This window comes from Thalassospira permensis NBRC 106175 (genome assembly GCF_000714555.1).
Classification (GTDB): domain Bacteria; phylum Pseudomonadota; class Alphaproteobacteria; order Rhodospirillales; family Thalassospiraceae; genus Thalassospira; species Thalassospira xiamenensis.
In genome coordinates this window covers 26701-46201 of the sequence record NZ_AUNC01000002.1, presented here as the reverse complement: position 1 = coordinate 46201, position 19501 = coordinate 26701, and the positions used below count along the sequence as shown (strand labels likewise).

The window sequence follows — 19501 nt, the reverse complement described above, 5'->3', positions numbered from 1 at the left end:
GATCAGCTTCCCGATCCGGCATAACTGGCAAACGAGGCTGTGATGAATTGCAAACAGGTCTTTTCCATCATTGCCGTTCTGACGGTTTCGATACCCGCGATGGTTTTTGCCGTGCAGGCCGCCGAAATCGCGCAGGCAGTTGTTTATTCGACCGGTGCAGCATAAGGACCGCGACCCGTGGTGCCGAACTGGCAGCCACACAGATCGGTCTTGGTGCGGATGTTGTTTTGCAGCTGGCCGGTGGCACGGGAATTGGCATTTTGCAGGTAACAGCCGATGCCGGGAAGCTTGGGATTGGAGCGGATGCAAACCAGAACGGACTGCATCCGGAATCGATTCTGACATCGATGGTTAAGCATGTCGAGGTCGCCGTTTTCGAGGCATTCGCGGCGGCGCGAGATGGGGACTGGAAACCGGGTATTCTCAGTCTTGGCCTTGCCGAAGACAGGGTTGACTGGACGTTAGACGATTTTAACAGGGACCTGATCACGCCTGCGATGAAGGATGCGGCAGATGCGGCGCGCAACGACATCATCAACGGCAGGATTACGATTCACGACTATATGCAGAATGGAACCTGCCCGCGATAAGCGGCAGGAAAAACAGGATAAGACATATGACATTGCAAACTGTAGCCGACGCCCCGCGCGATTTGATTGACGCGGCACTTGCCGCGCGCGACAAGGCATATGCGCCATATTCGAAATTCCACGTCGGCGCAGCCCTTCGGACGGAGCGCGGGCAGATCATTGCCGGATGCAATGTTGAAAACGCGGCCTATCCCGAAGGTGTTTGTGCCGAGGCTGGGGCAATTTCGGCGATGGTTCTGTCGGGTGAAACCAAGTTTGACGAAATCGTCGTTGTGGGGCTGGGGGATGTTGCCTGTACGCCATGTGGCGGGTGTCGTCAGAAAATCCGAGAATTCACCGGATCGGATGCAACGATTTATATCATCAATGATGCTGGCAAAACGCTTCTGACCCTGACGCGTGAAGAACTTATTCCCCATTCCTTCGGGCCGGAGAATTTGAAATGAGCAACGTCAAAACCGCATTGGACATCATTGCCGCCAAGGCACCGGGCTTTAAGGCCGAGGTCGCACTTGTTCTTGGCAGTGGGCTGGGGGGCGTTGTTGACGCCGTCAGTGATGCAATCAAAATTTCCTATACCGACCTGCCGGGATTTCCCAAGCCGACGGTAGTGGGCCACGGCGGGCAACTGGTTCTGGGCCGTATCGCGGGCGTTTCCGTTGCCGTCATGCAGGGTCGGGCGCATTATTATGAACATGGCCGTTCGGATTTGATGAGCGAGCCGCTTGAAACATTGCGTGAATTGGGGGCAGAGCGGCTTATCCTCACCAATGCGGCAGGATCGCTTATCCCCGAGGCATCACCGGGGAACCTGATGCTGATTACGGATCATATCAGCCTGTTTGGGCCCAATCCGTTGATCGGATATCATGGTAATGATCGTTTTGTCGGAATGGATGTGCCTTATGATCCTGAAATCGGATCGGGTTTGAAAAATACAGCGGCGGAGCTTGGCATTAATCTGTTTGAAGGCACTTATTGCTGGTGCACCGGGCCGAGTTTCGAAACGCCGGCCGAAATTCGCGCGCTTAAGGTTCTGGGGGCGGATGCGGTCGGGATGTCGACGGTGCCGGAAAACATTCTTGCCCGGCGTCTGGGATTCCGGGTGGCGGCTGTTTCAAACATCACCAATCTGGCCGCGGGTATGAGCCCGACCGCCCTTAGTCATGAACAGACCCTTGAAATGGCAAAAGAAGGATCTGCCAATTTAATCAAGATCCTGCTGCGTTATTTTTCAAGTGATGCATGAGCCTGTTTCAAGCGGGTTTGGAAACGTAATTCAATAATAAGCGCGCAGGAGAAAGCACATGCTGCCGCAGGAAATCATTCGCCGGAAACGTGAAGGCGAAGTTCTGACAGACGCCGAAATTGCCTTTTTCGTCAAAGGCATTGCCGATGAAAGCATCAGCGAGGGGCAGGTTGCAGCCCTTGCCATGGCGGTTTTCTTTAACGGTATGACCATGGATGAACGCGCAGCCCTTACACGCAATATGCGTGATTCCGGAACAGTTCTTGATTGGAAGGCGCTTGGCCTTGATGGGCCGGTTGTGGACAAGCATTCGACCGGTGGTGTTGGCGACAAGGTCAGTTTGATGCTGGGGCCGATTGTTGGCGCGTGCGGTGCATTTGTTCCGATGATTTCGGGACGCGGATTGGGCCATACGGGCGGGACGCTGGACAAATTTGATTCCATTCCCGGCTATCGCACCGCGCCGACCCTGGATGAATTTGCCAAGGTCACCCGTGAAGTCGGTTGCGCCATCATCGGGCAGACCGCGGATCTTGCCCCTGCGGACAAGCGTTTCTATGGCATTCGTGATGTTACCGCGACGGTCGAAAGCATTCCGTTGATTACAGCATCGATCCTGTCGAAAAAACTGGCAGCGGGTCTGGATGCGCTGGTGATGGATGTCAAATTCGGATCGGGTGCGTTCATGAATGAATATGATCGTGCGCGCGAACTGGCCGAAAGCATCACCGAAGTCGCAACCCGCAATGGTGTACCGACAACGGCGCTTCTGACCGATATGGAACAGGTTCTAGGCGATACGGTCGGCAACGCGCTTGAAATGCACGAAGCGATTGATTTCCTGACCGGCAAGCATCAGGAACAGAGGGTTTATGATGTTACGATGGCGCTGGCAGCGGAAATGCTGTCATTGACCGGTGTTGCAACCGATGTTGCCGATGGTTTGCAGAAAGCAAGCGACGCCCTGACATCGGGCAGGGCTGCCGAGGTGTTTGGTAAAATGGTGTCGGCCCTTGGCGGCCCGGCTGATTTTATCGAAAACACGTCGGCCCATCTTGAAGCAGCACCAATGATCAAGCCCGTCAGCGCGGCAAAGACTGGGCGCGTTGTATCGATGGATGCGCGCAAGGTCGGTCTGGCGCTGGTTGCGTTGAAAGGTGGCCGGACACGTGCCGATCAGAAGATCGACTTTGCGGTCGGTTTTACCGAATTCATCAAGGTCGGGCAGGCCGTTTCGGCCGATACGCCCCTTTGTATCGCTCATGTCCGTGATCAGGCACAGCTTGACGAAGCGACTACCCTTTTGCGCGAGGCAATCGTAATTGGTGATGGCGAGGTCGCCAGAACCGGTTCTGCCGCGGCAGTGCGCGAACGGATCGTTGCCCGCACCAAAGGGTGATCACACAACTGAGAATGCAAAAGGCCGGGTAGGGTGACTGCCCGGCCTTTTTGTCTGGTTTTTGTGGCTAGTTGCGTACGCTTGCTATAATCATGGCCGCGGCCTTTTCCGCGATCATGATGGTTGGTGAATTGGTATTGCCTGACGTGATGGTGGGCATGATGGATGCGTCTGCAATCCGAAGCCCTTCAAGGCCACGCAACCGTAATTGCGGATCAACCACCGATGCCGGGTCTGCGCCCATGCGACATGTGCCAACGGGATGGAAAATTGTCGTGCCGATATTACCTGCGGCTTTGACCAGATCATCCTCGGTCTCGTATGACGGGCCAGGTTTGAATTCTTCGGGTCGGTACGGGGCAAGTGCGGGCTGATTGGCAATTTTGCGGGTCAGCCGGATTGAGTCTGCCGCAACCTTTTTATCGGCATCCGCGCTCAGGTAATTGGGGGCGATGGCCGGTTGATTGCGGAAATCGGGTGATTTCAGATGGATGCTACCGCGACTTTGTGGCCGCAGGTTACAGACACTTGCCGTAAAGGCCGGGAAGGGATGGACAGGATCACCGAACTTTTCAAGCGACAGCGGCTGCACATGATATTGCAGGTTTGCCGTTTCGAATGATGCATCGGATTTGGTGAAGATGCCAAGCTGGCTTGGGGCCATCGACATCGGCCCTGATTGATTAAACAGGTATTCCAGCGCGATCCCGGCCTTGCCGACAAGGTTGCTGGCCTGTTCGTTCAAGGTCCGAATGCCATAGACCTTGAAGGCGCAGCGCAGTTGCAGGTGGTCCTGAAGGTTTTCACCGACCTGTGCGCTTTCATGGATAGTCTGGATGCCATGTTTTTGCAAAACATCGCCGCGACCAATACCCGACAATTCCAGAATATGTGGCGATCCGACGGCACCGGCCGACAGAACGATTTCACGACGTGCCGTGACGGTTTCAACCTGACCATTGCGGTCATATTCAACGCCCGTGACGCGACCGTTTTCAATGATCAGGCGACGAACTTGCGCATGCGTGCGCAGTTCCAGGTTCTTGCGCGACAGGGCAGGTTTCAGAAATGCCTTCGAGGTATTCCAGCGAATGCCGCGTTTCTGGTTGACGGCGAAATAGCCCGACCCTTCGTTATTGCCGCGGTTGAAGTCGGCGATCTTCGGGATGCCTGCCTGTTCGGCGGCATCCTGAAACGCATCAAGGATTTCCCAGCGCACGCGCGCCTGTTCAACCCGCCATTCGCCGCCTGACCCGTGCATATCATCTGAGCCGAGATAGTAATCTTCGGATTTTCTGAAATGCGGCAAGACATCATCCCAGCCCCAATCGTTACATCCAGATTGCCGCCAGTGATCATAATCGGCAGCCTGACCACGCATATAGATCATGCCGTTGATCGACGAACATCCGCCCAGAACCTTGCCGCGCGGATATCCCAGTGATCGGCCATTCAGGCCGTTCTCGGCCTCGGTTTTGAAGCACCAGTCGACATTCGGATTGCCAATGCAATAAAGGTAACCCACGGGAATATGAATCCATGGATTGGTATCCTTGCCGCCGGCCTCTAGCAGAAGAATGCTGGCATCGCCCATTTCCGAGAGGCGATTGGCCAATGTGCATCCGGCAGAACCGGCGCCAATGATAATGTAATCGAAGCTATCCAATGATCGAACTCCGTTGCGTGACGCGGGGATCATTCCGGACAGGGTAAGGTCGTGTGATCATGTTTTCTATCCTCCCAGTGGTATCGTTGTTTTGGCAGCACAATTGGCTGCATTTGATTTTGGTTGTAACGCTATCATTGATCGCCGGGATCGGAAATATAATCGATGGTGGGATGCGTTCCGCGATACGGAAAACTCCGAAAGTAATTGAAAATTGGAATAATTATATAAAAATCAAACTGTTGCGAAGAGATTGTGATGTCGTAAGTTGATGGCATATCACAGCGTTTCACAGCACATATGCTGCCTTATGGCCGGAGCATCCGATGATCCGATTTCCTCTGATTGACAGGCTTCCGATCTCGTCGACGGGTGCCAACCCGGCATCGCCCCGCCGACCCGGCGCATTACGGCGGCAGGCCGGGCTTTGGGGCGGGATGATCCTGTTTGTTGCCATGGTGCTGATGGAGCCACCAAGTGGTATGAGTTCGATTGCCTGGTACGCGGCATCCCTTGCCGCCTTGATGGCCGTTTGGTGGTTGTCGGAAGCGATCCCGATAGCGGCAACAGCACTGGTGCCGGTCGCCCTGGCGCCGGTATTTGGTTTGGCATCGGTTGCACAGGTAACGCCGCATTATGCCAACCCCCTGCTATTCATGTTTTTGGGGGGATTCATCATTGCGATTGCCATGGAGCGCTGGAACCTGCATCGACGCATTGCGCTGATGATCCTGAAAACGGTAGGGTTTAGGCCGCGTGCTCTTGTCGGGGGCTTCATAACCGCCACGGCATTCCTTTCGATGTGGGTCAGTAATACCGCAACCGCGACGATGATGTTGCCGATTGCGCTTTCGATTGTGAATTTGCTTCGCGACAATGAAACGGAACCGTCCAGAGGCATTGAGGACGACGATGAAAGTGTGACGGAAAAGCTTGCTCCGCTGACGCGCAATTTTGCGCTGGCGCTTCTATTCGGGATTGCCTTTGGTGCGAGCATCGGCGGGATCGGGACCCTGATCGGGACGCCGCCGAATGCGTTGCTTGCCGGTTATCTTGCCAGTAACTTTGATGTCAGCATAGGGTTCGGGCAATGGATGATGCTGGGGGTTCCGTTTGCTGCGGTCCTTTTGCTATTCTGCTGGTGGATACTGACATCTGTTGTCTATCCGCAGGCGGATGATCTTCCGGAAAATGCACGACATGCTTTGGCGCGTGATATTGCCGCACTGGGACCGATGTCACGCGGGGAGAAGTCGGTTGCCATCGTCTTTGTGGCGACGGCCTGCCTGTGGCTTTTCCGACCGCTGATCGAGGTGGCTTTGCCCGATGTCCCGATCAGCGATGCATTGATTGCGATGTTTGCTGCGATTGCCTTGTTTGCGATCCCGGTCAAGGCACGTGAAAATCTTTATGTGCTGGATTGGAAGGCGACATTGCGGTTGCCTTGGGGCGTTTTGCTTTTGGTGGGCGGCGGACTGGCGTTAGGGGCGTTGATCAATGACAGCGGCCTTGCGGCCTGGATTGCCGGAAATGCCGGTGCTTTACCAGACCTGCCGGTGTTCGTGCAGATCGGTCTGATTGCCTTGATGGTGATCCTGATCAGCCATCTGACATCCAATACGGCGACGGCTGCAACCTTTTTGCCACTGGTGGCAACTTATGCGTTGGGCGAGGGCATCGACCCGCTATTGCTTGCCGTGCCGGTGGCGATTGCCGCAAGCTGTGCCTTCATGTTGCCGGTGGCAACGCCCCCGAATGCTATTGTTTTTGCCAGCGGCTATCTGAAAATTGGCGATATGGTTCGCGCCGGTGCGGTTGTGAACCTTGCCGGGCTTGCTCTGCTGGTGGTGTTTTCCATGATTCTGGTGCCCATTCTGTTTAAATAACAACTTCTTTGTGCGCAGGGCTTGCATTGCCGTTCATTAGAAAGCATTTTGATCGGTAACGAAAATTAACAATCAAAGACGAAAATTCAGGGCGGAAGGAAACAATATGGGCAAGCTTGATCGGCGGCGTCGCGAAATTCTTGAACTGGTCGCGGCGAACAGTTTCATGACGATTGACACATTGGCCGATCATTTTGCCGTTACCCCCCAGACCATTCGACGTGATATCAACGAGATGGCCGAAGAAGGGCTTGTTGCGCGTTATCATGGCGGGGCGGCCAGCCTTTCGACCACGGAAAACACGGCATATACTGATCGTCAGGTTCTTAACCTAGGCAGCAAGCGCGAGATTGCCAAGCTGGTGGCGCAGCATATCCCCGAAGGGGCGTCGATATTCATCAATATCGGCACCACGAATGAAGAGGTTGCGCGCGCGTTATCGTCACACAAGAGCCTGAAAATCATCACCAATAACCTGCATGTCGCCCAGATTTGTGCCGCCAACCCGGGCTTTGAGGTGATTATTGCCGGTGGCGTTGTTCGTCAGCGTGACTTTGGCGTGATTGGTGAGGCGACCATCGATTTTATCAACCAGTTCAAGGTCGATTACGCGATTGTCGGGATTTCCGGCGTTGACGAAGATGGTAGTCTGATGGATTTCGACTATCGCGAAGTCCGGGTGGCGCGTGCGATCATTTCCAATGCCCGCCAGACGTTCCTGTGTACCGATGCATCGAAATTCGGGCGTCGCGCGATGGTGCGGTTGGGGCATCTTTCGGAAATTGACGCCCTGTTTACCGACCGTCATCCCGGCCCGGTTTGGGCCGATGTCATCCGTGAAGCGGATTTGTCGGTTTATACCGCGAATTGACCGGCAACAACGATTTGCGATCAGGCAACCATATGGTCGCCGCGCTTGCCCATCCGCATGGTGATCGGACCTTGGGACGAACCATTGAGCATCTGGGTCAGATGTTCGTTATGGGCGTCATCAATATCGTTTGTCGAACCCGACCAGTAAACTTTGCCCGCGTGCATCATCACAAGGTTAGCGTAACGCGTGCGTGCGATCTGCATGTCATTGGTGATGGTAATGACGGTGGTACCGCGCTGGGTCGCGATCTTGCTGATCATCAGTTCGATATGGTTCGACAGAACCGGATCAAGACCCGCGGTCGGATTATCAAGTAGCAGAATTTCCGGATCGGTTGAAATGGCACGCGCAATGCCAACGCGCTTTTGCATGCCGCCGGAAAGATCACCCGGGGAAAGAAAGGCACTGTCTTCGGACAGGCCAACATGACCAAGCAGGTCTACTGCATGATCCTTGGCTTCTTTGCGGGTCATGGTTCCGCGCTCTATCTGGCGAAAACAGATATTTTCCCAAACCTTCATGCTGTCAAACAGGGCGTTTTGCTGAAACAGCATGCCAATCCGTTCGGCCCAATGTTTTCGCGCAGGCGAACTGACCTGGCTGACATCGTCACCGCCCAGCATGATCTTACCGCTGTCGGCTCCGTGAAGACCGACGATACATTTCAAAAGCACGCTTTTACCAGCCGCCGATGGGCCTATGATCGCCATGGTTTCACCCTTGCCGAGCGACAGGCTGACATCATCAAGCGCGGTATTCGGACCGAACTTTTTGGTCAGTGACTGAACCGTGATGAAGCCCGATGTTGACGCAGCGGTAGCAGGTGTGGAAGGCGTGGTCATGAAGATGTTTATCCATTGCTGTTTGCCCGCCGATCTTCGGCATTTGACGGGCAGGGGGCAAGCCCGAAATTTGCAAAAAAGAAAACGGCCCCGTTTCGGGGGCCGTTTCCGGTACGCAATCTGTGGAAGTCCACCGGGCGTTTTGCCTAGTGCGACAGGATCTGGCTGAGAAACAGCTTGGTCCGTTCGCTTTTGGGGTTCGCAAAGAATTCCTGCGGACCTGCCATTTCAACGATTTCACCGGCATCCATGAATACGACGCGGTCGGCGACTTCTTTGGCGAAGCCCATTTCGTGGGTCACGCAAAGCATGGTCATGCCTTCCTTGGCGAGTTCGACCATAACGTCGAGCACTTCCTTGACCATTTCCGGGTCAAGGGCCGAAGTCGGTTCATCGAACAGCATGATTTTCGGCTGCATGCAGAGCGAGCGGGCGATTGCCACACGCTGTTGCTGACCGCCGGAAAGCTGGCCGGGGAATTTGTGCGCCTGCTCTGCAATCCTGACACGTTCCAGATAGTGCATTGCTAGATCAATGGCTTCTTTCTTGGGCATTTTGCGAACCCAGATCGGGGCCAGCGTCAGGTTTTCCAGCACGGTCATGTGTGGGAAAAGGTTGAAGTGCTGGAACACCATGCAGACTTCGCGGCGCACGGCTTCGATGTTTTTGACATCGTCGCCAAGTAGAATGCCATCAACGGTGATTTCGCCGCTCTGATAGGTCTCAAGACGGTTGAGTGTACGGATCAGGGTCGATTTACCCGAACCGGACGGCCCGCAGATAACGATGCGCTCGCCCTTGCGGACATGCAGGTCGATATCCTTGAGAACATGGAAATTGCCATACCATTTGTTGGCCTTGCTGACGGTAATCACTTCCTCGTTCGACGGAGGAGGGACAACGCCATTGGTGGTTTGTGCTTCTGTAGCTGTCATTGTTTTTTTCCTCTCTCCTTACCGTTGCTCGCCCTTGCGGAGCTCTTTTTCAAGATAGGCCGAATATTTGGCCATGGAGAAACAGATCAGGAAGAAAATTGCCGAGGCGAAGGCATAACCCTCGACGTAGTATTTCGTCCATGCCGGGTCGCTGCGCAGTGCCAGCTTGACGGTGCCAAGGAAGTCGAACAGACCGATGATGACCACCAGTGTCGTATCCTTGAGCATCGAAATGAAGCTGTTCACGGTCGGTGGGATTACCAGACGCAAAGCCTGCGGCAGGATGATCAGGCGCATGGACTGCCAATAGGACAGGCCAAGGCTGTCGCCGGCTTCGAACTGGCCCCGCGGCACAGCTTGGAGACCGCCACGGAACACCTCGGCAAGATAGGCCGCGGTGAACAGAATGATACCGATCTGCGCGCGCAGCAGTTTGTCGATGGTCACACCGTCCGGAAGAAACAGCGGGAACATGACAGATGCCATGAACAGAACCGTAATCAGCGGCACACCACGGATCACTTCAATATAGACAACCGAGATCGTCTTGATCGCAGGCATATTCGACTGACGTCCCAGTGCAAGAAGCAAGCCCAGCGGGAAGGCAAAGATGATGCCGATCGCCGACAGGATCAGAGTCAGCGGAAGTCCGCCCCAATAGCTGTTCTGCACATAAGTCAGGCCAAGTGCACCGCCCCACATCAGGATTGCAATGATCGGAACCCCGATCACCCACATCGGGATGATTGCCTTGCGGAAGGAAGGATATTTAACCCCGCCAAGGCTGAAGCAAATGATGCCCATCAGGACAATCATAGCAAGAAGCGGGCGCCATTGTTCGTCGTACGGATAGGTTCCAAACAGAATGAGACGCAAGTTGGCGTTCACAAAGCCCCAGCATGCGCCGGTGACTTCGGCACAACCTTCGATGGAGGGCGTCAGCGTTGCATTGATGATCCCCCAGTTCACGAGTGGCGGAATAAGCCACACAAGGAATGCGATGGAGCCTAGTGTCAGGAGGGTGTTGAACCAACCGTCAAACAGGTTCTTTTTTGACCATGTAACTGCACGGGCAGAAAAAGTGCCTGTAGGAAGCGGAGGTAATTTTGCCTTATCTGCCATCTTACCTCTCCACCAGTGCCATTTTCTTGTTGAACCAGTTCATAAAGAGCGAGGTCAACAAGGACAGACCAAGATAGATCGACATGAAGATCGAGATTGCCTCGATCGCCTGACCGGTCTGGTTCATGGTCGTGTTTGATACCGACACCAGATCGGGATAACCGACCGCGACAGCAAGCGAGCTGTTTTTGGTCAGGTTCAGATACTGGTTGGTCAGTGGCGGAATGGCGACGCGCATGGATTGCGGCAGAATCACCTTGCGAAGGGCAACCGAACGCTTGATACCAAGACTATCGGCAGCTTCCCACTGGCCGTGAGGGACGGCCTGAATACCGGACCGAACAACTTCGGCAACATAGGTTGACGTGTAAACCGTCAGGCCAATTAGCACGGCAAGGAACTCGGGTGAAACATTTGTGCCACCACGGATGTTGAAGCCTTTGAGTTCCGGTATGTCCATATCGGTCGGCGCACCGCCGATCAGATAGGCAATAAAGACCAGGCCGACAAAAATACCCGTTCCGACAAGAAATACCGGGAATGGCTGACCGGTTTCATCCTGACGTTTTTTAGCCCATTTTTTGATCAAGAATATTGCAACGAAAGCGATGATCGCGGCAATTCCCATCAGGGTATAGGCATTATCGGCAACCGGAACCGGCATATACATGCCACGTGACGTCAGCAGGACGCCGGGCAGGGGTTCGAATGCGTCGCGCGGATGCGGGAACGCGTTCGGAATGACGGCATACCAGAAGAAAAGTTGCAACAGGACCGGGATATTCCGGAAAATTTCCACGTAAACAGTCGCCAGTTTCCGAACGATCCAGTTCGACGACAGGCGCGCAATCCCGAAAATGGTACCGATAATGGTACACAGGATAATCCCGAGTAAAGACACCTTTACGGTGTTCAGAAGGCCAACCAACAGTGCGGTTGCATAGCTGCTTTGTGCACTGTACTGGACCATGCTTTCACTGATTTCGAACGAAGCTTCGAGATCAAGGAAGCCATAACCGGTTGAGATGTTTTGTCGTTCCAGGTTTACCAGCGTATTGGAAACCAGATACCAGCCCGCCAATATGACAAGTCCGATCGCAATGATTTGATACAGTATTGCGCGAACATTCTCGTCATTCAGGTAATCGACGACGGTCTTGGAACGAACACCCCCCGGGGCATTTTGAGTCTTACTCATCTGACCCTCAGGTGTAGATTGTATCCAATGTGAGTGGCCTTAACGAAAAGCTCCGCCCATGCGTTCAGGCAGTGGGGCGGAGCTTCGTTAGGCGATTTTTAGCCGACGCTAGGTATTAGCGAACCGGCCAAGCATATTGCAGGCCACCGTCGGTCCAGAGAGCGTTCAGGCCGCGCTCGACACCCAGTTTCGCGGTAACGTTTTTCTCATAGCTTTCGCCATAGTTACCAACCTGCTTGATGATGCGGTATGCCCACTCTTCGTCAAGACCAAGAGCTTCGCCCATGCCCGGGGAAACGCCCAAAAGACGCTGGATGCCGGGGTTGGTGCTGCTCTTCATTTCGTCAACATTTGCCATCGTGACGCCGTATTCTTCGGCCTCGATCATGGCGGCAAGAGCCCAGCGACCGATATCAGCCCACTGTTCGTCACCCTGTGCGACAGCCGGTCCAAGCGGTTCTTTGGAAATGATTTCCGGAAGAATCATATAGTCGTCCGGGTTCGGCGCCATGGTGGTACGGATCGAGGCAAGGCCCGATGCGTCAGTGGTGTAAACGTCGCAACGGCCAGAGAAGAAGGCAGCAGTTGCTTCGTTGATGTTTTCGATAACGACCGGTTCAAAGCTCATGCCTTTGGCACGGAAGTAATCAGCCAGGTTGAGTTCGGTGGTGGTGCCCGGCTCGACGCAAACGGTTGCGCCGTCAAGTTCCGTCGCGCTGGATACGCCCAAGGCTTTCGGAATCAGGAAGCCCTGGCCATCATAGTAGTTGATACCAAGGAAGGTCAGGCCAAGCTTGACGTCGCGCGTCAGGGTCGCCGTGGTGTTACGCGAAAGGATATCGATTTCGCCAGACTGCAGAGCGGTGAAACGCTGCGCAGCGGTCAATGGGGTGTACTGAACCTTGTTAGCGTCGCCCAGAAGTGCAGCAGCAATGCCACGGCAAACGTCAACGTCAATACCTTCCCATTTGCCTTCGGCGTTGGCAGCGGAGAAACCCGGAAGACCGGTGTTCACGCCGCACTGAACGAAACCTTTAGCCTTGATGCCGTCAAGCACAGCGCCCGCGTGGGCATTGTTTGCGGCGATGGCTGCAACAGACATTGCGCCAGCGGCCAGGATCGTTTTGATTTTCATTAGATGAGCTCCCTCATTAGCAAAGCATTCTTTATGGCTTTGGTAACTTTTATGCCACCCTGGATATGCCAGAGCAGCATATCCTACTGTCCTGTTTTTATCGGACCACCAAATTAAGAAATTTTCGGCTGGTATGTGTCAAGCCTGAAAAATTTTACGCTGGGGGCTTGTTCTTCAAATTTACGCCATTTCCTCGCTTTGGTGATGTACTGAAAAACGTTGTTTTGACGACTACAGAGCCTTTTTGCTGTTAAAAAACGCCATATTTCAAAAGGTTAAAAACCTGTTCGAATGGTCAGGTTCTGAAAAGCAACAAATCTCAAAATTTTTTTGTTGTCAGCAATGAAATGAGTATTTTTTGACCAAATGTAACTGTTGCTCAAAAAATAAACTCTGTTGCGGCGCGGAATCGACTTGCGATGTGCGCTGAAATCAAATCGGCACGCTTTATGGTTCTGATTAATCTTTTGCAAAAACGAAAGCCCCGTCGATCACGCGACGGGGCTTTGATGTTCTGAGCCGGACGTCTCGGCCTAGCTGCGCAGTTCCGGTAAATTGGAAAAAAGTTCAAGTGCTGTTGGGTTTGCGAGTGCTTCCTGATTCTTCACCGGGCGCCCATGCACAACATCCCGGACGGCCAGTTCGGTGATTTTTCCTGACTTTGTGCGGGGAATATCGGCCACGGCAATGATCTTTGCCGGGACGTGACGGGGCGTACAATTGTTCCTGATCTGTTTGCGTATACGGTCGATCAGAAGTTCGTCCAGCTGATATTTTTCGCGCAGCACAACGAAAAGGATGACCCGAACATCGTTATCCCATTCCTGACCGATAACGATGGATTCTTGAATTTCGGGGAGCTTTTCGACCTGACGATAAATCTCGGCGGTGCCGATCCGGACACCGCCCGGGTTAAGCGTCGCGTCTGATCGGCCGTAGATGACCATACCGCCGTCATCGTCAAGCTCTACATAGTCGCCGTGGCACCAGATGTTATCGAAACGGTTGAAATAGGCTTCTTTATAGCGTGCGCCATCGGGGTCATTCCAGAAACCGATCGGCATGGAGGGGAAGGGGGCGGTGCAGACCAGTTCGCCCTTTTGATTGCGGATTGATTTGCCGTCATCGTCAAAAACATCAACGGCAAGACCCAGTGCGCGGGTCTGAATGATGCCGCGCTTCACCGGTAAGACCGGACAAGCAAGAACAAAGCAGCCCAGAATGTCGGTCCCGCCAGAGATGGAGGCCAAATGGATATCGGATTTTATATCGCGATAGACATAATCGAAACTTTCGGGGGCCAGAGGCGATCCGGTGGATGTCATGGCACGCACCGTCGATAGATCATGGGTTTCCCGTGGTTTAAGTTCGGCCTTTGCCAATGCATCGATATATTTGGCCGATGTCCCGAACAGGGTCATGCCCTCGGCATCGGCATAGTCAAACAATATATTTCCGCTGGGGTAGAACGGCGATCCATCGTAAAGCAGCAGTGTCGCCCCAGCCGCAAGGCCGCCCATCAACCAGTTCCACATCATCCAGCCACACGTGGTGAAGTAGAATACCCGATCACCGGGCACCACATCGCAATGCAGGACATGTTCGGAAACCTGTTTAAGAAGCGTTCCGCCAGCGCCATGCACAATGCATTTCGGTTTGCCTGTCGTGCCGGACGAAAACATCACATAAAGCGGGTGATTGAATTCGACCTGTTCAAATACGATCTTTTCCGGACTGAAGGGGGCTAGGAAATTATCGTAGGAAACGCCATTGCGAATGCCGGTCGTGTTGGTGCCATCAAAGGCATATTTGACGATGACAACTTTCTGGATCGTCGTGATCCTGTCGACAACATCGCGGACTTTTTCGCGAATGTCGTGGCTTTTGCCATTATAGTGATAGCCGTCAACCGTAATCATCAATTTGGGTTCGATCTGGCCGAACCTGTCAACGACGCCCTGAACCCCGAAGTCGGGGGAGGCCGATGACCAAGTGGCACCGATTGCGGCTGTACCCAGCATTGCGATCACGGTTTCGACCATGTTGGGCATGTATCCGCATACGCGATCACCCTTTTTGATGCCTTCGGCGCGAAGTGCCTGCGAGAATTTCGATACCGCGATATTCAGGTCGCACCATGAGATACGGGTTTTGACCTTGTCTTCCCCCCAGAAAACGAGCGCGTCGGTGTCGTCATCACGGACCAGCAGGTTTTCTGAAAAATTCAGTCGGGCATTCGGGAAGAACTTTGCACCGGGCATTTTGTAGCCGTCAACAAGTACTGAGTCACCCCAGCTTTCTGCCTTCAGACCGACATAGTCGATAATTGCGGGCCAGAAATCTTCCTTGCTGGCAACCGACCAGTCATAGAGCGCGTGGAAGCTGTCCAGTTTCAGGCTGTGCTTTTCGTTCACCCAGTTGCGGAACCGGGTGACATTGGCGTTTTCAACGCGCGCTGGACTGGGCTGCCAAAGCAAATCGCTCATGATGGATCCTTTGTTTCCTGCCTGTTTTCTTGCAATTACCGACCATTTTTAAGGCTCAAATCGGTATCTCCCTACCACTTTTTTACGGTGAATTATGTTGCACGGCAAGAAAAGTCATGGGGCAGAGTGGGCGAAGTGTGAACTATCTTGCTGAAAGTCAAGTTTAAGAGTTTCAGGTTTTCTTCTTAGTGTTATGAAAATTAACATTAATTTTATTGGGTTTGTTGCCAGTTTTTTGAATGGAGGGTGATCGGGCCCGGGAAATTCAAGCGTTTTTCGGTAATTAAATAACCAAAATTTGCGATCTTTTGTTCGATTGTGATGTGCTGAGGGTGTGTTGTGCGGTGCGGTATTTCGAAACGGCTTGCGCTTGTCTGCATGCTGACTACTCTGTCGGAAATGAAGCCACCATCCGGAGTTGATAGCATGTCCAGAATCGATGAAAATCGCCCGTTTGTATCTGTAAATATTGCTGTTCTGACGGTGAGCGATACCAGAACGCTGGGGAATGATACCTCTGGCCAGATTCTTGCTGATCGGATCGAAGCCAAAGGTCACAAGGTCGCGGCGCGGACTATCGTAAAGGATGATTTCGACACGATTGTCTCGCAGCTCCGGCAGTGGTGCGATGATCCGAAGGTTGACGTGATCATCAGTACGGGCGGGACTGGTGTGACCGGGCGCGATGTTACGACAGAGGCCCATCAGAAGGTTTATGACAAGGAGATCCCCGGGTTTGGCGAGCTGTTTCGCTGGCTGTCATATGCCAAGATTGGCACATCGACTGTTCAATCGCGTGCAACCGCTGGCGTATCTTGTGGAACTTACATGTTTGCCCTGCCTGGGTCGAATGGTGCGTGCAAGGATGCCTGGGATGATATCCTGTTCTATCAACTCGACATTCGTCACCGTCCATGCAACTTCGTCGAACTGATGCCGCGTTTGACCGAAAAGTAATCTGCCGCTCAGGTTTTAGACGAGACGATCACCTTCCGTAGGACGATTTTATGGAAATTATCACCGATCCCTTCTTTTACCTTGTCGCAATTCCGGCAGTTTTGATTGCTGGTGTGTCAAAAAGCGGGTTTGGGGGTGGGCTTGGTGTTATGGCAGTGCCACTGATGGCATTGGCGTTGTCTCCGCAGGCCGCGGCGGCAATTATGTTGCCTATATTGTGTCTGATGGATATTGCCAATGTCTGGGCATACCGGAAGAAGTGGGATCGTCGCAATATGATGATCCTGATACCTGCCGCACTTCTTGGTATCCTGATCGGTACATTATCGTTCAGCTATCTGAATGAATATGCCGTGAAGCTGATTATTGCCCTCATTGCCATCGGCTTTACACTTGATCACTGGTTTCGTGGAAAGAGGCGTGGTGATAAAGTCAAGCCTGCCAATTGGGGCATGGGATCGTTTTGGGGGACCATTGCCGGTTTTACGAGCTTTGTCGCGCATGCTGGTGGTCCGCCGGTTTCTGTGTTCCTGTTGCCGCAGCGAATGGACAAAACGGTTTTCGTCGGTACGACCGTCATGTTCTTCATCGTTGTCAATTATGTGAAGCTGATTCCGTACTGGTATCTGGGGCAATTCGGTGGTGCCAATTTCGGAACCGCGCTTGTTCTGGTTCCGGTGGCGCTTTTCGGGACGTGGCTGGGGCTTTGGGCGCATGACAAGGTCAATGAAAAGCTGTTTTATCGGGTGTGCTACACCTTGCTGTTTATTACCGGTTTAAAACTGCTGTCTGATACCGTTATCCACTTTGCCAAGATTTGAATGACGTTCTGGTGTGATTGATGCGGTAATTTTGTGTTCATCAGGTTGAATTTTAGGGCGGGAAATTTCCTGCCCTTTTTCTTTTGGCGTGATTTAATCGGGAAAATTATCTCAAACGCACTATGTAAGCATTTTTTCATTAACCAATCGGGTATGAATTGCATATAAATTGCACGCTTAAGAATGATGCATAAAAAAAAAGCATCAACACGGGGTGAAACCAAATTTTGCAAGGGGAGCTTGCGGGAATGCCCGAACGAATTTTGCAGGTGGCAACAGAGATGTCGCAACTTGCCAATGAGAAGATCACAGAAATAAAAGGTGTAACCCGGGCTACGCGGACATTGGCGCTGAATGCGTTGATCGAAGCAGCACGTGCGGGGGAAGTAGGCCGCGGGTTTGGCGTCGTTGCCAACGAGGTTAAGGAAATCTCGCAGCGCGTAACCGTCATTACCGAAGAACTCGAACATATGTTTGAAAGTCTGGCGCTTGATCTTGAGCGAACGGCGCAAACGGCGCGTGGAGACCGCTTTGCCGACCTGTCACGATATGTTGTCGAGCTTATGGACCGAAACCTGTTTGAGCGGTCTTGTGATGTTCGATGGTGGGCCACAGACGCCGCGGTTGTTGATGTTTGCGAGAACCCGGACAACGGTGAAATCGCCAGCCAGACATCGCAGCGCCTTGGCGTGATCCTTGATTCCTATACCGTCTATCTTGACCTTTGGATTGCGGATTGTAGCGGCCGGATCATTGCCACCGGGCGTCCGGATAAATACCGTCTTGTCGGTACAGATATCGGTCACATGCCGTGGTTCCGCGAAGCTATGCGATGCCGGGATGGCGGGGCGTATGCGGTTGCGGATATCGCGCACAATGAGCTGCTAAATAACGCGGCTACGGCGACCTATGCGACGGCTGTTCGACGGGGCGGTAAGGCAAAAGGCGACGTTATCGGTGTTATGGGGGTTTTCTTTGATTGGGAAAACCAGGCACCGATGGTGGTAAAGGCATTGAACTTCAGCGACGAAGAGCGTGCACGCACGCGTGTAATGCTGATTGACTCGCAAAATCGCATCATCGCGGCGTCCGATAATCAGGGCGTCTTGAGCGAGCAGATCCGGTTGGAGGTCAAGGACCCCAATCGTGGTTCCTATCTGTTGGCGGATGGGTCACTGGTCGCTTATGCGCTAACGCCCGGTTATGAGACATATAAGGGGCTTGGTTGGCGCGGGGTGATTGTTCAACAGCCCCGAAATGCCATCAAAGCAGCTGATAAGCCGGGGGCAAAGCTTTCAATGGCGTCATAGGGGCGGTCGGCAGCAAAGCCAGACCAAGTAAAGCATAGCAACCAGAAAAGCGGGCACCGTCGGGGCTCGCTTTTTTGCTTATGCGCCTAGTGTTCGTGAAACATCTTAAAATTGGTTCCTGCTTGCGCAGGCTGGAAAAAGGAGATAGCGGTAAAATATAATATTACGACAATTCATCGATGAATTGTTAAAATAAGCCGCGGGAGGTTACCTTGACGTTGCTGTTTGCCAAGCTTGCAGTATCAATTTCTGTTGTGCTGGGGTTATCCATCCTTGCGGAGCGTACAGGCCCGCGTGCCGCCGGGGTGCTTTCCGGATACCCGCTTGGAACGGCGATCCTGCTTTATTTTATCGGGCTGGAGCAGGGCGTTGTGTTTGCGACAGAAAGCGCCGTCTATGCCCTGCCGGGGCTGATCGCAACACTTGCCTTTCTATATGCCTATTACCTGACGTCACGGTTGTTGTCAGACCGCCGGATGATATTGCAGATACCGGCAAGTTCCGTCGCGGCCTTTGGCGCATTCATGTTCGTTTCATGGATTTGCCAGCAGATCCAGTTTACCCGGATTTCAGGTGCCGTTACCCTGTTGGCTGCCATGATCGTCGCTCTGATACTGTTTCGGGGGATCGAGAATGTTCGCATATTGAACCGGGTGCGATTGACCCGACGCATCGTGCTGTTTAGAGCTGTTCTTGCCGCACTGATTGTTCTTGGCATCAGCGGTATTGCGGCATGGATCGGACCGAAATGGGCCGGGCTTTTTTCTGGGTTCCCGGTGACGCTTTATCCGATGATGCTGATCCTGCATGCATCTTATGGCATTGGTCCATTGCACACGGTAATCCGTAACTTCCCAAGAGGTATGGGATCGCTTTGGATTTATATTCTTGCGGTGACGTTCACGTATCCGGTTTGGGGTATTAATGTTGGTACATTGCTTAGCTTCGCGGCAGCGACAGTTTATTTGATCGCTTATTCCACTTTGGTCTGGATGCGCGAAAAGTCCGTGCGTGTCTGAAGCCGATCCCAT

General features: G+C 53.2%; 18 protein-coding genes. 11 read left to right on the top strand and 7 right to left on the bottom strand.

The window, feature by feature from the left end:
- Positions 1-42: 42 nt before the first annotated feature.
- From SMB34_RS21500 to deoA, 5 genes are read left to right on the top strand one after another with little or no spacing between them, the layout of a single operon-like run.
- On the top strand, positions 43-165 hold the full coding sequence (locus SMB34_RS21500; protein ID WP_276202140.1) for a hypothetical protein: 123 nt from the start codon (positions 43-45) through the stop codon (positions 163-165).
- Entirely contained in the window at positions 162-590 is a 429-nt protein-coding gene (locus SMB34_RS20840; RefSeq protein ID WP_276202139.1) for a BMP family lipoprotein, read from the top strand. The genes SMB34_RS21500 and SMB34_RS20840 overlap by 4 nt, the downstream gene beginning before the upstream one ends.
- 26 nt (positions 591-616) lie before the next feature.
- On the top strand, positions 617-1036 hold the full coding sequence (gene cdd / locus SMB34_RS02445; RefSeq protein ID WP_037987534.1) for a cytidine deaminase: 420 nt from the start codon (positions 617-619) through the stop codon (positions 1034-1036).
- Positions 1033-1839 (top strand): purine-nucleoside phosphorylase, encoded by an 807-nt coding sequence (locus tag SMB34_RS02440; RefSeq protein WP_037987533.1) that lies wholly within the window; start codon positions 1033-1035, stop codon positions 1837-1839. Before cdd ends, SMB34_RS02440 begins: the two co-directional genes overlap by 4 nt.
- Positions 1840-1897: 58 nt before the next feature.
- Positions 1898-3238: a thymidine phosphorylase gene (gene deoA / locus SMB34_RS02435; RefSeq protein ID WP_037987532.1), complete on the top strand. Its 1341-nt coding sequence runs from the start codon at positions 1898-1900 to the stop codon at positions 3236-3238.
- A 67-nt stretch (positions 3239-3305) separates the two neighbouring features.
- Here the strand turns inward: deoA and SMB34_RS02430 are convergent, their stop codons facing one another.
- Positions 3306-4937: a GMC family oxidoreductase gene (locus SMB34_RS02430; RefSeq protein WP_051682086.1), complete on the bottom strand. Its 1632-nt coding sequence runs from the start codon at positions 4935-4937 to the stop codon at positions 3306-3308.
- A gap of 293 nt (positions 4938-5230) precedes the next feature.
- Here SMB34_RS02430 and SMB34_RS02425 point away from each other — a divergent pair, with 293 nt between their 5' ends.
- Positions 5231-6790 (top strand): SLC13 family permease, encoded by a 1560-nt coding sequence (locus SMB34_RS02425; RefSeq protein ID WP_037987530.1) that lies wholly within the window; start codon positions 5231-5233, stop codon positions 6788-6790.
- A 106-nt stretch (positions 6791-6896) separates the two neighbouring features.
- The gene (locus tag SMB34_RS02420; RefSeq protein ID WP_037987529.1) at positions 6897-7661 is read left to right on the top strand and encodes a DeoR/GlpR family DNA-binding transcription regulator; all 765 of its coding nucleotides are present in this window, start codon (positions 6897-6899) and stop codon (positions 7659-7661) included.
- Positions 7662-7681: 20 nt separating this feature from the next.
- Here SMB34_RS02420 and SMB34_RS02415 read toward each other — a convergent pair whose 3' ends face one another.
- From SMB34_RS02415 to SMB34_RS02390, 6 genes are all read right to left on the bottom strand, one after another.
- Positions 7682-8506, bottom strand: a complete 825-nt coding sequence (locus tag SMB34_RS02415) for an ABC transporter ATP-binding protein (RefSeq protein WP_051682085.1) — start codon at positions 8504-8506, stop codon at positions 7682-7684.
- Between the two features lie 146 nt (positions 8507-8652).
- Entirely contained in the window at positions 8653-9441 is a 789-nt protein-coding gene (locus SMB34_RS02410; protein ID WP_037987528.1) for an amino acid ABC transporter ATP-binding protein, read from the bottom strand.
- Between the two features lie 18 nt (positions 9442-9459).
- On the bottom strand, positions 9460-10563 hold the full coding sequence (locus SMB34_RS02405; RefSeq protein ID WP_007092144.1) for an amino acid ABC transporter permease: 1104 nt from the start codon (positions 10561-10563) through the stop codon (positions 9460-9462).
- Position 10564: 1 nt separating this feature from the next.
- On the bottom strand, positions 10565-11761 hold the full coding sequence (locus SMB34_RS02400; RefSeq protein ID WP_007092145.1) for an amino acid ABC transporter permease: 1197 nt from the start codon (positions 11759-11761) through the stop codon (positions 10565-10567).
- Positions 11762-11876: 115 nt separating this feature from the next.
- Entirely contained in the window at positions 11877-12896 is a 1020-nt protein-coding gene (locus tag SMB34_RS02395; RefSeq protein WP_007092146.1) for an amino acid ABC transporter substrate-binding protein, read from the bottom strand.
- A gap of 533 nt (positions 12897-13429) precedes the next feature.
- Positions 13430-15382 carry an acetoacetate--CoA ligase gene (locus SMB34_RS02390; RefSeq protein WP_007092147.1) on the bottom strand — a complete coding sequence of 651 codons (1953 nt, stop codon included), beginning with the start codon at positions 15380-15382 and terminating at the stop codon, positions 13430-13432.
- 426 nt (positions 15383-15808) lie between these two features.
- Here SMB34_RS02390 and moaB point away from each other — a divergent pair, with 426 nt between their 5' ends.
- The 4 genes from moaB to SMB34_RS02370 all read left to right on the top strand — a co-directional run bounded on the left by moaB (position 15809) and on the right by SMB34_RS02370 (position 19489).
- The gene (gene moaB / locus SMB34_RS02385; protein ID WP_007092148.1) at positions 15809-16339 is read left to right on the top strand and encodes a molybdenum cofactor biosynthesis protein B; all 531 of its coding nucleotides are present in this window, start codon (positions 15809-15811) and stop codon (positions 16337-16339) included.
- Between the two features lie 50 nt (positions 16340-16389).
- Positions 16390-17160 carry a sulfite exporter TauE/SafE family protein gene (locus SMB34_RS02380; protein WP_007092149.1) on the top strand — a complete coding sequence of 257 codons (771 nt, stop codon included), beginning with the start codon at positions 16390-16392 and terminating at the stop codon, positions 17158-17160.
- Between the two features lie 248 nt (positions 17161-17408).
- The gene (locus tag SMB34_RS21495) at positions 17409-18470 is read left to right on the top strand and encodes a methyl-accepting chemotaxis protein (RefSeq protein ID WP_007092150.1); all 1062 of its coding nucleotides are present in this window, start codon (positions 17409-17411) and stop codon (positions 18468-18470) included.
- A gap of 212 nt (positions 18471-18682) precedes the next feature.
- Positions 18683-19489 (top strand): hypothetical protein, encoded by an 807-nt coding sequence (locus tag SMB34_RS02370; RefSeq protein WP_007092151.1) that lies wholly within the window; start codon positions 18683-18685, stop codon positions 19487-19489.
- The last annotated feature ends 12 nt before the right edge of the window (positions 19490-19501 follow it).

Coding starts and splice junctions, on each gene's coding strand:
- moaB (WP_007092148.1), top strand. CDS start 15,809: ATGTCCAGAATCGATGAAAATCGCCCGTTTGTATCTGTAAATATTGCT.
- SMB34_RS02415 (WP_051682085.1), bottom strand. CDS start 8,506: ATGACCACGCCTTCCACACCTGCTACCGCTGCGTCAACATCGGGCTTC.
- deoA (WP_037987532.1), top strand. CDS start 1,898: ATGCTGCCGCAGGAAATCATTCGCCGGAAACGTGAAGGCGAAGTTCTG.
- SMB34_RS02430 (WP_051682086.1), bottom strand. CDS start 4,937: ATGATCCCCGCGTCACGCAACGGAGTTCGATCATTGGATAGCTTCGAT.
- SMB34_RS02420 (WP_037987529.1), top strand. CDS start 6,897: ATGGGCAAGCTTGATCGGCGGCGTCGCGAAATTCTTGAACTGGTCGCG.
- SMB34_RS02400 (WP_007092145.1), bottom strand. CDS start 11,761: ATGAGTAAGACTCAAAATGCCCCGGGGGGTGTTCGTTCCAAGACCGTC.
- cdd (WP_037987534.1), top strand. CDS start 617: ATGACATTGCAAACTGTAGCCGACGCCCCGCGCGATTTGATTGACGCG.
- SMB34_RS21500 (WP_276202140.1), top strand. CDS start 43: ATGAATTGCAAACAGGTCTTTTCCATCATTGCCGTTCTGACGGTTTCG.
- SMB34_RS02390 (WP_007092147.1), bottom strand. CDS start 15,382: ATGAGCGATTTGCTTTGGCAGCCCAGTCCAGCGCGCGTTGAAAACGCC.
- SMB34_RS02395 (WP_007092146.1), bottom strand. CDS start 12,896: ATGAAAATCAAAACGATCCTGGCCGCTGGCGCAATGTCTGTTGCAGCC.
- SMB34_RS02380 (WP_007092149.1), top strand. CDS start 16,390: ATGGAAATTATCACCGATCCCTTCTTTTACCTTGTCGCAATTCCGGCA.
- SMB34_RS02425 (WP_037987530.1), top strand. CDS start 5,231: ATGATCCGATTTCCTCTGATTGACAGGCTTCCGATCTCGTCGACGGGT.
- SMB34_RS02440 (WP_037987533.1), top strand. CDS start 1,033: ATGAGCAACGTCAAAACCGCATTGGACATCATTGCCGCCAAGGCACCG.
- SMB34_RS02405 (WP_007092144.1), bottom strand. CDS start 10,563: ATGGCAGATAAGGCAAAATTACCTCCGCTTCCTACAGGCACTTTTTCT.
- SMB34_RS21495 (WP_007092150.1), top strand. CDS start 17,409: ATGCCCGAACGAATTTTGCAGGTGGCAACAGAGATGTCGCAACTTGCC.
- SMB34_RS02410 (WP_037987528.1), bottom strand. CDS start 9,441: ATGACAGCTACAGAAGCACAAACCACCAATGGCGTTGTCCCTCCTCCG.